Below are 15,681 nucleotides of genomic sequence, written 5' to 3'. Positions count from 1 at the left end.
AGTGTGGTGTTTCACAAATAACGACCATAACTCGCGGCGCTTTTTGCGCTCATGCGGCGTTGTCGCTCCTCGCCGTAGCTGGGCTACGACTCGTCGCGACGCCTTGCCTGAGCGCAAAAATCGCTCGCGAGTTATTGGTCGTATTTGCAAAACACCACACTAGCTGCCCACGCCCACGCCCTGTAAGGTGAGCCACCCGGCTCACCCAAAGGATTGCGTGCAATGATCACCTGCCACCTCAAGTACATCATCGACCCCTACCAGGTCCCCGCCTTCGAAGCCTACGGCAAGCTGTGGATCGGCCTGGTCAACCGCATGGGCGGCAGCCATCACGGCTACTTCCTGCCCAGCGAAGGCGCCAACAATGTCGCCTATGCCCTGTTCAGCTTCCCCAGCCTGGCGGCCTACGAGCAGTACCGCAAAGCTTCGGAAACCGACCCCGAGTGCATCGCCGCCTTTGCCCTGGCCACCGAGCAGCGTTTCATCCTCAGCTATGAGCGCAGCTTCCTGCGGCCCGTGCTCGACTGAATTTCCCAGGCAAGACCCAGGCTCCTGCAGGCGCCGGTAAAGCCAACGGCAAACGCCACTGAACTATTGCACCTCGATCACGATCCTCACCTAAGCACCCTCGACCCAGGATCGTCGATCGACAAGGAGCCTAGCCAGTGACCACTACCACCCTCCCCCGTTGCACCCCAGGGCCGCTGCACGCGACCCTGCTCGCCGGCAGCGTGCCGCTGTTCCTCGGCGCCCTGCTCAGCGACATTGCCTACTACCAGAGCTACCAGATCCAGTGGAGCAACTTCGCCGCCTGGCTGATCGCCGGGGCCCTGCTATCCAGTGGCCTGGCGCTGCTGTTTGCCCTGGCCAACCTGATCCGGGCGCCACGCAAGGCCGGTCGCCCGCTGCTGTACGTGCTGTTGCTGCTGGTCACCTGGGTACTGGGCCTGGTCAACGCCTTCGAGCACGCCAAGGACGCCTGGGCCGTGATGCCCGCAGGCCTGGTGCTGTCAGTAGTGGTCACGGTGCTGGCCATGATCGCCACCTGGGCCGGCCTGACCCGCCTGCGCACGGAGGGCGAAGCATGAAGCACGCATTGAGCGCCCTGAGCATGGCCCTGCTGCTCAGCGCCTGTGGCGGCGACGGCGAGAAGACCCAGGCCCATGGTCCGGACCCGAAATTGCCGTCTCCCGAGCGCGGGCTGCTGCCAAGCATGAAGATCGCCCAGCCGGCCGTCTGGGGTGAGCAAAAACCCCAGGTGCCCCAGGGCTACCGCATCAGCGCCATCGCCACCGACCTGAAGATCCCGCGCCAGACCCTGGTGCTGCCCAATGGCGACATCCTCGTTGCCGAGGGGCGTGGCGGCAACGCCGCCAAGCTCAAGCCCAAGGACGTGATCGCCAGCCAGATCAAGGCCAAGGGCAACACCCAGGTCAAGGGCGGCAACCGCCTTACCCTGCTGCGCGACGCCGACGGCGACGGCCGCTACGAACTGCAGACGGTGTTCGCCGAACACCTCAATGCCCCCTATGGCCTGGCCTATGCCGACGGCAAACTGTACGTGGCCAACCAGGACGCGCTGGTACGCTTCGATTACCAAGACGGCCAGACCCAGGCCGGCAGCCCGCCGACCAAGGTCACCGACCTGCCCGCCGAGATCAACCACCACTGGACCAAGTCGTTGGCCATCAGCCCCGACGGCCGCTACCTGTACGTCGGCATCGGCTCCAACAGCAACATCACCGAGCGTGGCATGGAGGCGGAGGTCGACCGCGCCATGGTCTGGCAGGTGGACGCTGCGACCGGTGCCCACCGGCCTCATGCCACCGGCCTGCGCAACCCGACCGCGCTGGCCATCCAACCACGCGACGGCAAACTGTGGGCAGTGGTCAACGAGCGCGACGAACTGGGCCCGGACCTGGTGCCGGACTACCTGACCTCGGTGCAGGAAGGCGCGTTCTATGGCTGGCCATACAGCTACTGGGGCCAGAACGTCGATGACCGCGTGCGGCCGCAGAACCCGGACAAGGTGAAAGCCGCGATCAAGCCCGACTACAGCCTGGGCTCGCATGTGGCGGCGCTGGGCGTGGCCTTCTCCAACCCGGCCATGGGCGAACCGTTCGCCGACGGGGTCTTCGTCGGCGAACACGGCAGCTGGAACCGGCCGAACCCGGTGGGCTACAAGGTGATTTTCGTGCCGTTTCGCAACGGCAAGCCCGCCGGCGAGCCGGTGGATTTCGCCACCGGTTTCCTCGGTGAGGACGGCAAGACCCGTGGCAGGCCCGTGGGGGTGACCGTCGACCCGAAGGGGGCGTTGATCATTGCCGACGACCTGGCCAACACCCTGTGGCGGGTGACTCGCGAGCCGTAGGGGCGCCAGCGCTTTTCAGGTGCTCAACACGAGCGTGCAGCGCTCGCGTTGCGCACGTGGCTACCGCCATGCACATTTTGCAAGGCGCGTTCAGGCCTTGCCTGCAAACGACTCCAAGGCTTTGATGAAATCCTGCAACGGCAGGTGTACGGCCGGCCAGCCTTCGATGTAATAGTGCTCGATCACCACCGCGTCCTCTTCGAACGCAACATGGTAGGCATTGCCACTGTAGGGCTCCACCACTCGGTTGAGGCGCGCGGCAAGGGCCTTTTCCAGCAAATGCTCGCGTGCCACGGCCGTCACCTCATCGTCCAGGAACTGCTGCAGACTGCTGGGTGGGATGTTGGACATCAGCAAACTCCTTTGTCGTGCTGACGAAAAGAGCCGGGCATCACGCCCGGCCCTGCAGAGAGTGACGCAGAATCAGTAGTCAGGATAGGCGGTGGTTACCACCGTGCCACTGGCGTTCATATAGCCGACGATGTTGAAGGACGCCGCCGGGTTGCCCGCCTGGCAACTCGCCCCCGACGGCCCGTGGAACTCGCCGTTTACCAGCCCGGTGCGGTTGTTGTACGCGTTCTGGATGGCCGCCACCACGTTGGCTTGTGAGCAAGTGTCAGGAAACATCGTGGAGACGGTCTTGGTGCCGGTCGCGCCATTCTGGGTGATGTTGAAGTTGCGCAGCACGTAGATCCCGGCCGGACCACGCGGGGTATTGGTGGTGGCAGCGGTAAAGGTCACGGTGGCAGGTGACTGGCCGTTCGGCCTGCTGTGAAAGCCCTTGGCCCGGTTGCCGGCAGCCTGCACCTGAACCTCACCACAGAACACATGCTGCTGGTTGACCGCGGGCGCGCCGCCCGAGTTGGGTTGCGGGCATTGCACGGCGGCCTGGGCAGGCGCCATCGGCACCAGGGTGAAGGCCAAGCTGCCGATAATTGCCAGACCAGCCAGCACGGCACGTGCAGGGGTTGCTACGAAAGTCTTTTTCATCTTGAAGCTCCTTTTTGCAGTGACAGGACGTTGTTGTCCTCTGGCTCCGCCGCTGCCGGCGGAAAGCGGGAGTGGGGTCAGCCGAGCAGCAGCCACTTGGCCCGGGCTAGATAAGCGGCACGATCATCGAGGCCGTTGAAGCCGCCGTTGACGCGCCGGGTGACTTCGCGCAGATCATCCTTGTCGGCCCAGTCGTTGAGCTTGCGGTTGGCCCAGAACCAGCCGGCGACATCCACCGCCAGGGCCGGGTCGCTGCTCACCAGGGCGGGGTCGTCCTTGTTCTCGAAGTCGCGCGTGCAGTACTGGCCGTACTGGCGATAGTTGGCGCGGCCGGTGAGCTGAATCAGGCCACGCCCCTTGAAGCGCGGGCCGTCGCCCGGCTGCAGGTTGCCGAGGTCCTTGCGCCCTTCGTAGGCACTGCCGCTGGCCAGCTCTTCGGTGTATCGAAGGCAGCCACTCTCATGGGCGATCTGGGCGAGGAAGTGAGCAATACGCAGTGGCGTATCGATGCGGTAGCGGGTCAGCACCTCCAGCAACGGCTGATGGAACGCCGTGATGCGTGCGCTGCTGGCGTTGATCAGCGCCAACCACAGCTTGGCCACGCCGAGCCCGCCGGGCAGCCCGACCCGCAAGGCGGCCAGGGTCGTGTCGCCCGGCGCTACCGGTTTGCCGGCCGGGCTGCCGATGATCTGCTGGAAGCTCTCAAGGGCGCTGCGCGTGCCTGCGCCCCAGAGGCCATCGGTGCCGAGCGCGCAACTGAAGCCGCGTTGCCCGCTGTTGAGGTTGAGCAGCAGTTGCAGGCTGCGCACATCGGCGGGCGCATTGCTACCGCCGGTTCCTACGGTGTTGGTGATGCACATGGTCTGCTCCTTTTTCGGGCAAGCCGCTCCCCGTGGGGCAGCGGGCAGGCCGTGCCTTGGTGTCGAAGCGAGAGGTGTCGTGGGGGTTGGCGCTACTTACCGGATGGCAAGAGCGTCAGGCTGTAAGCCAGCTTGTTGCGTTGGGTAAACAGTTGCACCTGCAAGCCACCGCCACCCTGGCTGCTCTGCAGGTAACCCTGCGCCAGTTGCCCGCACAGGCCAGCGCCTGCGCCATCCAGGCCATAGCTGTTGACCTGCCCGTTGGCCCCGCTGTACTCCAGGTCGAAGCCGCATTTCCAATTGCCGTTGAAACGCACCTTGCCGGCGCGATCCCCCAACCCGGCGGCGGGCTCAATGTCCAGGACGACGGGGATGTCGCGGCCATCGTCCTTGAAGGTGCCGCGGTACTCGACGGCCCAGGCCGATGCCAGGCTGGTGAGGGCCAACGCCCCCACCAGTGCAGTTGCCAACTGTTTCATGGTGACTCTCCTTGTTGGTTGAATGCAGGGTTCAGAACGCCAGCACCAGCCCCGCCCACTTGGCGATGCTCAGGGCCAGGTCAGGCTGGATCGCGCCCAGAGCCACCAGCGCAGACAGCACCGCAGCGGCGATGGCGCACAGCACGCGCCTGGTGGTGGACATACGCGCCGGTTGCGCGTTTTTTTTCTTCAGGATCGTGCGCATGGTTCGAGTCTCCTGGGTTGACAGCAGCAGCCGCATCGAGCGGTCAGTTCGCCTGGCCATCAGCGGGCCTCCGGTAGTGCCCGAACAGCTCGCCATCGAGGCGCACGACGATCGCCGCATGGGCATCGCCGGGCACGACAATGCTCAGTTCATGCAAGGTCTGCTTACCGCGTGGCGGGCGGCCGACCCGCAACGCCAGGCAGCCCGAGACATCGCCTGGCTCGACGGTCGCGGCCAGCGACACCTCCATCTGGGCGATGCGGATGCCCGGCCAACGCGCCCCTGTGACCTGCTGGGCGCCGGCCATGGCACCGCCGAGGGCCTGGACGAATTCTTCGAGGTGGTTCATCACGAGGCCTCCTGCTCGTCAGGCAGCCAGAACGGCCGACGGGCGAAGCCCACGTGGTAGATGAGCGACTGCAGCACCACCTGGTGCTCGCCGATGTTGAGCAGGTTGAAGCTCTTCTCGATGCCGACGATGCGCCCCTTCGGCGGCTCGCAGAGACAGCGGTTGAGCAGCGCGGTCTGCGCCTGGATCACATCCTGCGACGTCAGCTTCTCCGGATCGGTGCTGCCGACGACGATGCGTTTCACATATCCCACGTCCGTTAGATCGAACATCACGGAACTCCTTTCCGGAAAAGACTGACGGCCAACCCCCGGTCAAGGCTCAGGCGAACCCAGGGCTGACGCTGGGCCGCTCACCCTTTACTGCTGGGTGATGGCTTTTGGCGCAACCGACTGCGAGATCATGTCCAGCACCCGGGCCAGCCCTTCCGGCATTCCGTCGTCGGCGGCGTGCACCTCGACGTGGTACTTGGCCGACTGGTCGGTGGAACGGGTGTTCTCCTTGTGCGAGGACACCGAGCCTGAGATGTTGACTTTGGCGCTGAACGGCCCCCAGCCCACACTGGCCTCGGCCGACATCGCCGCCTGGGCGTCGGTGGCTTCGCGCGATTGCTCGGAGTTCTTCACCTCCATGTCGAAGGTGATGTCGACCTTGTTGATCGACAGGTTCGGCACCTTGACCACCGCCAGCAGCGGTACTTCCAACTCGACCCGTTCCATGGGGATGGTGCCGTCGTCGGGCTTGCTGGTGGAGGGACGGTCGAAGCGGAAGCTGACCGTACGCACATCACCCACCCGGTTGGGGTCGGTGTTGTTCGGGTCAGGCGCCGGTGGCAGGAAGCCGATCACCTTGATGAAGTCGGCGGTAGCGTTGGCCAGGCGGACCTGGGCGTCGCAGGCGGCGGTCAGCGGACCACCGATCAGGTCGCCCATGGGCAGGCCGCGGAACTGGTCACCCATCGAGAAGTTAGCCATTTCTGTGTCTCCTAGATCAATTTATCGAGGTTTTGCAACAGCCGAGCCATCCCCTCCGACGGGGGCTGGGTTTCGACTTTGAGGGTGACGCGCGCCAGTGGCCCGCCTTCACCATTGCGGCGAACGCCCAGGTCGACGTTCAGAGCCTTGTGGTTCTCGCTCGGCCAGCCCGAGCCATCGGCGCCGGCATTGGCCGGTCCGACGTTCGCAGCCGAGCCGTCATCGGCGTTCAGCCCTACCTCGAACGAGATTTCCATGTCCTTGACGGCCATCAGCCGTGCCCCCACCAGCGACAGCAGCGGCACACGCACCACGCGCTCCTCGCCTTCGCGCGCTTCGGGCGAATGGGACGGCAGGCGCACATCGATGCTCACCGGTCGGTTGTCTTCGTCGAAGTACTGGCGCACGGTCGATACCTGAAAACGCTGGATCTTGTCCTGCGCCTCTGCGACCGCGCCGGCGATGCTCTGGATGAGGTGGTGGAGGGATTGATTCGCCACGTCCGACGCTCCTTGTCTGTTGCGGTGCCGATGCCGTCCGGGTGGCTTCGCAGTTCGTGCGTTGCAGGTTCAGGCCCTGACGACGGCACCGGATTGAAGGGTGGTTGGGTTACCCGTTGAATCCAGATTACGGTCAGGGCCACGCACTGTCCGGGGCTGGGCGTCCCAAAAACCTGGTCAGCCGTCCCAGGATGCGGGGGTTACTGGCCAGCCAGTTCATGCAGCCAACGGGCCAGTGAAGGCGGGGCGTGCGCGCCGCTCGCCGCGGCGTAACTGGCACCCAGCTCACCGCGCTGCAGCGCCCTCCGGGCGGCACGGGGCGACAGGCCGAAGGCCTTGCGAAACGCCTTGCTGAAATGCCCTTCGTCGGTGAACCCGTAGACATAAGCCAGGTCGCCGATACGCCGCCCGGCATTGGCGGGCTCGCCCAACGCCAGCAGGCAACGCCGCAGACGCCGTTGCAGCAGATAGCGCGCTACCCCGCCGAACGGTTCGAACGCCCGGTACAACTGGCTGCGCGAGGTACCCAGTGCCTTGGCCACAACGGCCGGGGTAAGGTCGTCACGCTGCAGGTTGCCCTCGATGTAACGACGGGCGCGCCGCCCCAAGGTCTCGGCGTCCGGTACGACAAGCGCAGGGTCGGTCACCGCGCTGGCCAGGCACGCGGCGATCACATGGAGCAAGGGCTCGGTCAGCCGTGTGCAGTCATCCTCGGTCAGGCGCGGTGCGGCCACCGCCAGCGACGCCAGCAGGCGCCCCAGAAGGCCGCCCATCGTGCTTTGCCGGCACAATCGCAGGCCATGGAGTTGCCCCTTGGCATGGGGCACCACTACGCGCGGGATGACCAGGCTCAGCCCCTCGCCTGCGGCCATGCCGAATGTCGCCGGCTGGGCCAGGTCCAGCACCACTACATCCTGCACGCGCACGCGTAGGCCATTGCCGCCGGCCAGCCCACGTTGCAGCGGCAGGTACAACACATAGTGATCCAGGTCACACCAGGCCAGACGCGCTCGATCACGCACATAGCGGGCAGCGTCCAGGCGACCGCTACACAACAGGAACCGCTTGAAATGAAAGACCGCGAGCGAGGCGTCAACCGAGGTCCCGGCACGAGCCGTGGTGCCGAACAGCACCGAGGGCCAGCCGGGATGATTTTCCTGACCGAGGTGCAGGTGGGGCAGCAGCGTGGCGCGGTCGATTGGCGTTGCGTGAATATCCATGGGATTGGCTCTTCCGTCCGTAGTAGAGCCGGAAAAGTGGTCCACAACTGACCAGTTCGTAGCCAATCGCCATCATCAATGTCAGAGGATGCCTTGCGCTGCCGTAATCACCCATGCGCGGCTTTCACAAAAGAACAACCACCCGGCCTAAAACCGAGATTTTTTCCGTAACGAAAATGTAATATTCGCTTTCGCATACCTATAACAAGCTGGGAGCTTCACATGTTTGCCTTCTTCCGCCCTGCCGCGCACCAGGCGCCGCTGCCCGACGAGCGCGTCGACAGCACCTATCGCCGCCTGCGCTGGCAAATCTTCGCCGGGATCTTTTTCGGCTATGCCGGCTACTACCTGCTGCGCAAGAACTTCTCCCTGGCCATGCCCTACCTCATCGAGGAAGAGGGCTACACCCGCGGCCAGCTTGGCCTGGCGATCTCCGCCATCGCCATCGCCTACGGTTTGTCCAAGTTCCTCATGGGCCTGGTCTCGGACCGCTCCAACCCACGCTACTTCCTGCCCTTCGGCCTGCTGATCTCGGCCGGGGTGATGTTCATTTTCGGTTTCGCGCATTGGGCCACGTCCAGCGTGACGATCATGTTCGTGCTGCTGTTCATCAACGGCTGGGCCCAGGGCATGGGCTGGCCGCCAAGCGGCCGGACCATGGTGCACTGGTGGTCGCAGAAAGAGCGCGGCAGCGTGGTGTCGGTGTGGAACGTCGCCCATAACGTCGGTGGCGGCCTGATCGGCCCGCTGTTCCTGCTGGGCCTGGCCTGGACCAACGACTGGCATGCGGCCTTCTACGTGCCTGCCACGGTTGCCGTGCTGGTGGCCGTGTTCGCCTTCGCCACCATGCGCGACACTCCGCAGTCGGTCGGCCTGCCACCGGTCGAGCAGTACAAGAACGACTACCCCGAAGGCTACGATGAGAGCCACGAGCAGGAGTTCAGCGCCAAGCAGATCTTCGTCCAGTACGTGCTGTGCAACAAACTGCTGTGGTACATCGCCCTGGCCAACGTGTTCGTCTACCTGCTGCGCTACGGCGTGCTGGACTGGGCGCCGACCTACCTGAAGGAAGCCAAGCACTTCAGCGTCGACACCACCTCGTGGGCCTACTTCTTCTACGAGTGGGCAGGCATCCCCGGCACCCTGCTGTGCGGCTGGATGTCCGACAAGATCTTCCGCGGCAACCGTGGCCTGACCGGCATCGTGTTCATGGCTTTGGTCACCGTGGCCACCCTGGTGTACTGGCTCAACCCGCCGGGCAACCCGACCATCGACATGATCGCGTTGTTCGCCATCGGCTTCCTGATCTATGGTCCGGTGATGCTGATCGGCCTGCAGGCGCTGGAACTGGCGCCGAAGAAAGCCGCCGGTACCGCGGCAGGCTTCACCGGGTTGTTCGGTTACCTGGGTGGCTCGGTCGCGGCCAGCGCGGCGATGGGCTACACCGTCGACCACTTCGGCTGGGACGGTGGCTTCGTGATGCTGGTCAGCGCGTGCGTGCTGGCGATTGCGTTCCTGATTCCGACCTTGCGTCATACCAAGGTGGCCAGTGCAGGTCGTGAGGCAGTGGCCTGACAGCCTCGGCCGACACTCAGGTAAAAGCCCGGGGCCTGCACCCCGGGCTTTTTTCAAGCGGCTTGATGCAACCGCGTGATCACCGGTTGCTGACGCTGGCGCGCCTGCCAGATGTCGTAGTCCACCTGGATCGTCAGCCACAGCCGCGCCGTGCTGATGCCGGCCATTTCCAGGCGTACCGCCAGGTCCGGAGAAACCGCCGCTCGGCCATGAAGGACCCGCGACAGCGCCTCACGCGAGAAACCCAGATGCTCGGCGAACGCCTTGACCGTCAGGCCCAAGGTCGGCAGGACATCTTCACGCAGGGTTTCGCCGGGGTGAGGCGGGTTGTGCATAGCCATGATCCAGACCTCCCGTTTCAGAGCGAGGAAGTGTCACCCGGTGAGTCAGGACCCACCAACTGCTAACTGTGACTTGATACTTCAACTTCGTGGTACATCACCCTTGCTACCAGCCGTTTAAGGGTCTTTTGGGCGCAAAGGTTGTTGACCGCATCAGGGCCTCCAAGTATCCGCCGCAAGCCTTGCAGCGCCTATCAGATCGAGCGCCGCCCGCGCGGCGCATCGCTGGCAAGCCAGCTCCCACATCTGTTTCGGGCCAGTTATGCCTGCGCCGCCGCGGCTGTACGCCTTGTCGGTACGACGCAGTTTCAGCGTGTGCACCACTGGCGTCCTACCTGTCTCAAGACATGCACCAAGGCGGACAGCGATAACCTCACAGGACAGACTGGCCCGAAACAGATGTGGGAGCTGGCTTGCCAGCGATGCGCCGCGCGGGCGGCGCTCGATATCCCAGGCACTGCAAAGCTTGCGCCGGACACCTGGTGGCTGCCCGCAGGATGCGCCACCTCAATGCCGTGTCTGCGGCTCACCTGGTATCTGTACCTGCGCCAACGCCGAGTCCAGCAGCGCGCGCACGGTTTCCATCTCGTGCACCGCCATCAGCGCCAGCGTTGCACCGAGCGAATGCGGATGCGAGGCCAGCACCGACTGATGGGCTACGATCAGGGCGCAGCGTACATATTCCGCTGCCTGGATCAGGGTGTCTTCAAGATGATAAGGGGAAGGATTGGATGACGGTGGATCCGGGACGATCTTTAACATGGCACTGCTCCCTTTGCTTGAAAGATACCGCCATTCAATACCTTGCAAGTAATGGTGGCGGTCGTGTGCAGGGCTGCAAGACCGGGGCAATAGGAGAAAACCCGGCTGGCCCGAAGGCCACCCACACACAACCGCCATAAATCAGCCACAGACAAACGTCAGCAGCATAGCGGTTAGCGCTAGGCTTCCTATCACACACAGGCTTGCAGACCTGGTCGCTGAATTGGCAACGACCGAAGGAGCCTAGATTGATGAGAAAACCTAGCAATGGCCAAGGAGGGGTAAAAGGATGATTCGGAAACGGACTACAAGCAATGAGGAAAATCTGATCGTTCTGCGGATGTAGGATTAACTTTCAGGCCGCTACATTGTGCTTTCACCTGCCTGTTCGGGTATCCAGCATGGATGAAACGACAGTAGCGGCAAGCAGATCCCCCATAGTAGCGTCTTGCCTCTACCGCCCGGATGGGCGAGCACGCACTGGAGCGCAAATGGAATTTGTAGAACGTCTCAACGCGATGGCCGCCAAGGTCAACCAACTGGCTTCGAGCATTCAAACTGAAGAAGCTACTAAAACTGCATTCATCATGCCCTTTATCCACTCCGTTCTGGGCTACGACGTTTTCGACCCGTCCGAAGTTGTCCCAGAATACGTCTGTGACGTAGGCACAAAGAAAGGTGAGAAAATTGATTACGCCATATTGAAAGATGGTGAAATCCAGATACTCATCGAAACAAAGAAAATTGGCGAACCGCTCAACATCAACCATGCCAGTCAATTGTTCCGCTACTTCCACGTCACAACCGCCAGAATTTCAATATTGACGAATGGGCGGCATTACCGCTTCTTCACAGACCTTGACGCACCGAACAAAATGGACGAAAAGCCATTTTTGGAAGTCGACCTTCTCGATATTGATGAGCACGTTATCCCGGAGCTGCAGAAGCTTACAAAATCAGCTTTCGACGTTGACTCAATAATCAATGCAGCAGGAGAGCTCAAGTACGTCGGGCAGATCAAACGAGTCATCGCATCACAATTCAGCCAACCTGACGACGACTTTATAAAATTCTTCGCCTCACGCGTCTACGACGGCGTTATCACTCAAAAGGTGAGAGAGCAATTCGGCCTGCTGACTCGCAAGGCAGCATCTCAATTCTTGAATGACCAGATCAACGATCGCCTGAAGTCAGCCATGAGTGGTGTTTCTTACCCAACCCCTGCTGAAAAGGTTGTTACCGAAACGCAGAGTGATCCCTCGGATAACGCAGAAGATCGCATTCAAACCACAATGGATGAGTTGGAAGGCTTCCACATAGTCAAAGCTATTGTCCGTACCACTGTGGACTCCAAACGTGTCATCCACCGAGATACGCAGAGCTATTTCGGGATTCTGCTGGACGACAACAACCGAAAACCGATTACCCGGCTTCACTTCAACCGTTCACAAAAATACATCGGTATTTTCGACAAAGATAAAAATGAGACACGCCACCCCATTAACTCATTAGACGACATCTACGAATTCGCTGACCAGTTAAGGGACACCGTGGGCTATTACGAGTAAAGATAAAGACGCCCTAGCCACTGGAGTACAGCCAGGGCGAAGGCAACCTACCGTGTCACCATCAACTGCCTCCCGCCCGATCCCGCACCGGACACTGCGCCCGGTGCAGGTTCAGCGCCGTATTGATGATGCCGATATGGCTGAACGCCTGCGGGAAATTCCCCAGCATCCGTTTGCCCACCGGGTCGTACTGCTCGGCCAGCAATCCCACGTCATTGCACAAGGCCGTGAGCCGTTCATAAAGCCCCTGTGCCTCCTCCTGCCGCCCCAGCAGCACGTAGACATCCGCCAACCAGAACGAACACACCAGGAACGTCCCCTCCCCTGGCGTCAGGCCGTCGCTGCAACTGTCGCTGTCGTAGCGCAGCAGCAGGCCGTTGCGCAGCAGGCGGGTTTCGATCTGTTCGAGTGTGCGCAGGAAGCGTGGATCGTCGGCGGGCAGAAAGCCGGTCAGGGCAATTTGCAGCAGGCTCGCGTCGAGCTCGGTCGAGCCGTAGGCCTGGACGAAGTGGCGCCCGTCGGCATCCAGCCCGCGGCGGCAGACCTCGTCACGGATCTGGTCCGCCACCTGGCGGTAATGTCGCCCCCGTTCACGCCCTTCCTCGGTGGTGTCGGCCAGGCTCGCCGAGCGGTCGAAGGCAACCCAGGCCATGACCTTGGAGTGCACGAAGTGCTGGCGACCGCCGCGCACCTCCCACAGCCCCTCGTCGGGCTCGCGCCAGATGCTTTCAAGGTACGGCAGGATCGAGCGGGCGATGGCGGCGCTGCGCGGATGCCGCGGCAGCCCGCCCTTGATGGCCTGGGTCATGGCGTCGGCCAGTTCGCCGTAGATATCGAGCTGCAACTGCTCGGAAGCGGCATTGCCGACCCGCACCGGCTGCGAATGCTCGTAACCGGCCAGCCAGGGCAGGCTGAACTCCGGCAGGTCGCGCTCCCCCGCCAGCCCATACATGATCTGCATCTGCTCGGGGTTGCCCGCCACCGAGCGCAGCAGCCACTCGCGCCAGGCCTGGGCCTCGTCGAAGTAGCCAAGGTTCATCAGCGCCAGCAAGGTCATGGTGGCGTCGCGCAGCCAGCAGTAGCGGTAGTCCCAGTTGCGCTCGCCACCGACACGCTCGGGCAGCGAGGTGGTGACGGCGGCGACCATGCCCCCGGTGGGCGCGTAGGTCATGGCCTTGAGGGTCAGCAGCGAACGGCGTACCCGCTCGGTGTATGGGCCGACGTCGGGGCAGCGGGCGGCGAAGGTCTGCCATTGGTCGATTGTCTGCTCGAGGTCGTGGTCGACATCGCAACCGGGCTGCACAGGCAGATGCGAGGGCTGGTGGCAGAGGCTGAACACCTGGCGCTCACCGGCGCGCACGCGAAACCGGGCGACGCTGTGGTGGTCCCGGCCATGGGTCTCGGTGCTGCTGCGCAGGATCAGGCGATCGGGGCCGGCAACCGCGCTCAGGGTCAGCGGGTCGAGTTTCTCCACCCAGGGCACGCTGCGGCCATAGTCGAAGCGCAGCACCAGGTCCATCTCGAACGCCGTCTCGCCGGCCAGGCCCTCGACAATGCGCAGCACAGCATTGGGTTCGCCCAGGGGCATGCAGTCGAGCACGCGGGCGCGACCGCTGGCGGTGGTCCAGCTGGTTTCCAGTACCAGGGTGTCGTCGAGGTAGCGGCGGGCGCTGTGATCGACCGGGTCGCTGGGGGCGATGCGCCAACGGCCGTTTTCCTCGTTGCCCAGCAATGCGGCGAACACCGCGGGAGCGTCGAAGCGTGGCAGGCACAGCCAGTCGAGGGCACCGTCGCGGTTGATCAGGGCGGCACTGCGACAGTTGCCGATGAGGGCATAATCTTCGATCAGGGCGGGCATCGCGGGTCCTCAGGCGGTGGGCGTGAGTTTGGATGCCGAAGGGGGATTGCAGGTTCCGTTGCGATGCACTCGGTGCAGGCTACCGAGGCGTTCGAATCGATGCGCAAGAACATTGATCCACGGCACAGACCCACTGTTGCGCTGTGTTAGAAATACCGGGCCAGTGGTTTCCTGACCTGAGTGATTTGTCGACGATCTCGTTGCCGGACTGGAAACTGTTCTGCAACGAGGAGAATATTGCCAGGATCGAACCTACCGGCGGCCTGTAGGGCACACCTGCGCACCTACCGCCAACGGCGGTAGGCTCGCCGCAAACTCATCCCAGCCTGTGCCACTCGCGCTTGTCCCGCGCCAGCAGCTCGTCGCCGGCCTCGGGGCCATCCTCTCCCGCCGCATACTCATGCACCTCGCCACCCTCGGCCGCCCAGGCATCGAGGAACGGCTGCACGGCACGCCAACCGTTCTCGATATTGTCGGCGCGCTGGAACAGGGTCTGGTCACCGGTAAGGCAGTCGTAGATCAATGTCTCGTAGCCGGTCGCCGGGGTCATCTTGAAGAAGTCCTTGTAGGCGAAACCCAGCTCGACATTCTCCATCACCAGCTCCGGCCCCGGGCGCTTGGCCTGCAGGTCGAACCACATACCTTCGTTGGGCTGGATCTGGATCTTCAGGTAGTTGGGCTTGGGCCGCTCCAGTTCGCTTTCGCGGAACTGCGCGTAGGGCGCCGGCTTGAAGCAGATGGCGATCTCGGTGTCGCGCACGCTCATGCGCTTGCCGGTACGCAGGTAGAACGGCACCCCCGCCCAGCGCCAGTTATCGATCATCACCTTGAGGGCGACATAGGTCTCGGTCTGGCTGTGCGGGGCGACATTGGCCTCCTCGCGGTAGCCGGGGAGTTTCTTGCGGCCCTGCTTGCCGGCGCCGTACTGGCCACGCACGGAATTGCGCAGGGCCATTTTCTGCGACCAAGGGCGAATGGCGCCGATCACCTTGGCCTTTTCACCGCGTACCGCATCAGCGCCGAAGGCCGCCGGCGGCTCCATGGCGACCATCGCCAGCAGCTGGAACAGGTGGTTGGGCACCATGTCGCGCAGGGCGCCGGTATTGTCGTAGAACGCCCCGCGCGTCTCGACGCCGACGGTTTCGGCGGCGGTGATCTGCACGTGGTCGATGTAATGATTGTTCCAGAACGATTCGAACAGGCCGTTGGAGAAACGGCTGACCAGGATGTTCTGCACGGTTTCCTTGCCCAGGTAATGGTCGATGCGGTAGATCTGCCGCTCGTTCATCACCTTGAGCAGGCAAGCGTTCAGCGCTTCGGCGCTGGCAAGGTCAGTGCCGAAGGGTTTCTCCACCACCACCCGGCGAAAGCCGCCACCCGACTCGTCGAGCAGGCCGGCGTCGCCCAGGCGCTGGGCCACCTCGGGGAAGAAGCGTGGCGAGGTGGCCAGGTAGAAGATGGCATTGCCATGGCCGGTTTTAGCGATGCGCCGAACCAGGGCCTGGTAAGTCTCGGGGTCGAGGAAGTCGCCGGTCTGATAGTCCAGGCGCTTGGCCAGTCGCGCCCAGCGCTTCTCGTCCAGGCACTTGGCACGCCCTTCCACGCCCTTGTCCCGGGGCTGCATTGACG

19 protein-coding genes are annotated in these 15,681 nt (G+C 63.2%); 5 read left to right on the top strand and 14 right to left on the bottom strand.

The window, feature by feature from the left end:
* Positions 1–222 precede the first annotated feature (222 nt).
* The 3 genes from ACQ4OD_RS25395 to ACQ4OD_RS25385 all read left to right on the top strand — a co-directional run bounded on the left by ACQ4OD_RS25395 (position 223) and on the right by ACQ4OD_RS25385 (position 2,371).
* Positions 223–528: an NIPSNAP family protein gene (locus ACQ4OD_RS25395; protein ID WP_110698570.1), complete on the top strand. Its 306-nt coding sequence runs from the start codon at positions 223–225 to the stop codon at positions 526–528.
* A gap of 137 nt (positions 529–665) precedes the next feature.
* Positions 666–1,088, top strand: coding sequence for a DUF2231 domain-containing protein (locus tag ACQ4OD_RS25390; RefSeq protein ID WP_102684433.1), 423 nt, complete (start codon positions 666–668; stop codon positions 1,086–1,088).
* A complete protein-coding gene (locus ACQ4OD_RS25385) occupies positions 1,085–2,371 on the top strand; it encodes a PQQ-dependent sugar dehydrogenase (protein WP_430945148.1) in 1,287 nt (428 codons plus the stop codon). Before ACQ4OD_RS25390 ends, ACQ4OD_RS25385 begins: the two co-directional genes overlap by 4 nt.
* Before the next feature lie 90 nt (positions 2,372–2,461).
* Here the strand turns inward: ACQ4OD_RS25385 and ACQ4OD_RS25380 are convergent, their stop codons facing one another.
* The 10 genes from ACQ4OD_RS25380 to ACQ4OD_RS25335 all read right to left on the bottom strand — a co-directional run bounded on the left by ACQ4OD_RS25380 (position 2,462) and on the right by ACQ4OD_RS25335 (position 7,948).
* The gene (locus ACQ4OD_RS25380; RefSeq protein ID WP_430945147.1) at positions 2,462–2,722 is read right to left on the bottom strand and encodes a hypothetical protein; all 261 of its coding nucleotides are present in this window, start codon (positions 2,720–2,722) and stop codon (positions 2,462–2,464) included.
* 72 nt (positions 2,723–2,794) lie between these two features.
* A complete protein-coding gene (locus ACQ4OD_RS25375; RefSeq protein WP_110698576.1) occupies positions 2,795–3,361 on the bottom strand; it encodes an EndoU domain-containing protein in 567 nt (188 codons plus the stop codon).
* Between the two features lie 77 nt (positions 3,362–3,438).
* The gene (locus ACQ4OD_RS25370) at positions 3,439–4,221 is read right to left on the bottom strand and encodes a glycoside hydrolase family 19 protein (protein ID WP_139672073.1); all 783 of its coding nucleotides are present in this window, start codon (positions 4,219–4,221) and stop codon (positions 3,439–3,441) included.
* Positions 4,222–4,313: 92 nt separating this feature from the next.
* Positions 4,314–4,700 carry a hypothetical protein gene (locus ACQ4OD_RS25365; protein ID WP_110698580.1) on the bottom strand — a complete coding sequence of 129 codons (387 nt, stop codon included), beginning with the start codon at positions 4,698–4,700 and terminating at the stop codon, positions 4,314–4,316.
* Positions 4,701–4,731: 31 nt separating this feature from the next.
* Entirely contained in the window at positions 4,732–4,905 is a 174-nt protein-coding gene (locus ACQ4OD_RS25360) for a hypothetical protein (RefSeq protein WP_232968108.1), read from the bottom strand.
* 43 nt (positions 4,906–4,948) lie between these two features.
* Entirely contained in the window at positions 4,949–5,254 is a 306-nt protein-coding gene (locus tag ACQ4OD_RS25355; RefSeq protein WP_110698584.1) for a hypothetical protein, read from the bottom strand.
* Positions 5,254–5,526, bottom strand: coding sequence for a hypothetical protein (locus ACQ4OD_RS25350; protein ID WP_110698586.1), 273 nt, complete (start codon positions 5,524–5,526; stop codon positions 5,254–5,256). Before ACQ4OD_RS25350 ends, ACQ4OD_RS25355 begins: the two co-directional genes overlap by 1 nt.
* An 87-nt stretch (positions 5,527–5,613) precedes the next feature.
* Complete coding sequence (locus tag ACQ4OD_RS25345) at positions 5,614–6,228, bottom strand: DUF2589 domain-containing protein (RefSeq protein WP_110698588.1); 615 nt, start codon at positions 6,226–6,228, stop codon at positions 5,614–5,616.
* Positions 6,229–6,239: 11 nt separating this feature from the next.
* Entirely contained in the window at positions 6,240–6,728 is a 489-nt protein-coding gene (locus ACQ4OD_RS25340) for a DUF2589 domain-containing protein (RefSeq protein WP_110698590.1), read from the bottom strand.
* A gap of 200 nt (positions 6,729–6,928) precedes the next feature.
* The gene (locus ACQ4OD_RS25335; protein WP_430945146.1) at positions 6,929–7,948 is read right to left on the bottom strand and encodes a helix-turn-helix domain-containing protein; all 1,020 of its coding nucleotides are present in this window, start codon (positions 7,946–7,948) and stop codon (positions 6,929–6,931) included.
* Between the two features lie 222 nt (positions 7,949–8,170).
* Here ACQ4OD_RS25335 and glpT point away from each other — a divergent pair, with 222 nt between their 5' ends.
* Positions 8,171–9,523: a glycerol-3-phosphate transporter gene (glpT, locus tag ACQ4OD_RS25330; protein WP_046856272.1), complete on the top strand. Its 1,353-nt coding sequence runs from the start codon at positions 8,171–8,173 to the stop codon at positions 9,521–9,523.
* A gap of 53 nt (positions 9,524–9,576) precedes the next feature.
* Here glpT and ACQ4OD_RS25325 read toward each other — a convergent pair whose 3' ends face one another.
* Both ACQ4OD_RS25325 and ACQ4OD_RS25320 read right to left on the bottom strand, forming a co-directional pair.
* Positions 9,577–9,864 (bottom strand): HigA family addiction module antitoxin, encoded by a 288-nt coding sequence (locus ACQ4OD_RS25325; protein WP_046856273.1) that lies wholly within the window; start codon positions 9,862–9,864, stop codon positions 9,577–9,579.
* Between the two features lie 507 nt (positions 9,865–10,371).
* Complete coding sequence (locus ACQ4OD_RS25320; protein ID WP_430945145.1) at positions 10,372–10,626, bottom strand: hypothetical protein; 255 nt, start codon at positions 10,624–10,626, stop codon at positions 10,372–10,374.
* Positions 10,627–11,117: 491 nt separating this feature from the next.
* Between ACQ4OD_RS25320 and ACQ4OD_RS25315 the strand changes: the two genes are divergently transcribed.
* On the top strand, positions 11,118–12,194 hold the full coding sequence (locus ACQ4OD_RS25315) for a type I restriction endonuclease (protein ID WP_430945144.1): 1,077 nt from the start codon (positions 11,118–11,120) through the stop codon (positions 12,192–12,194).
* 61 nt (positions 12,195–12,255) lie between these two features.
* Here ACQ4OD_RS25315 and ACQ4OD_RS25310 read toward each other — a convergent pair whose 3' ends face one another.
* Both ACQ4OD_RS25310 and zwf read right to left on the bottom strand, forming a co-directional pair.
* Complete coding sequence (locus ACQ4OD_RS25310; RefSeq protein ID WP_430945143.1) at positions 12,256–14,052, bottom strand: glycoside hydrolase family 15 protein; 1,797 nt, start codon at positions 14,050–14,052, stop codon at positions 12,256–12,258.
* A 316-nt stretch (positions 14,053–14,368) separates the two neighbouring features.
* Positions 14,369–15,681, bottom strand: a 1,313-nt coding sequence (gene zwf / locus ACQ4OD_RS25305) for a glucose-6-phosphate dehydrogenase (RefSeq protein WP_430945142.1), incomplete at its 5' end; no start/stop codon positions are given.

Origin of the sequence: Pseudomonas sp. WC1, from assembly GCF_050586565.1 — a bacterium.
GTDB lineage: Bacteria > Pseudomonadota > Gammaproteobacteria > Pseudomonadales > Pseudomonadaceae > Aquipseudomonas.
This window is presented reverse-complemented; position numbering and strand designations above follow the sequence as displayed.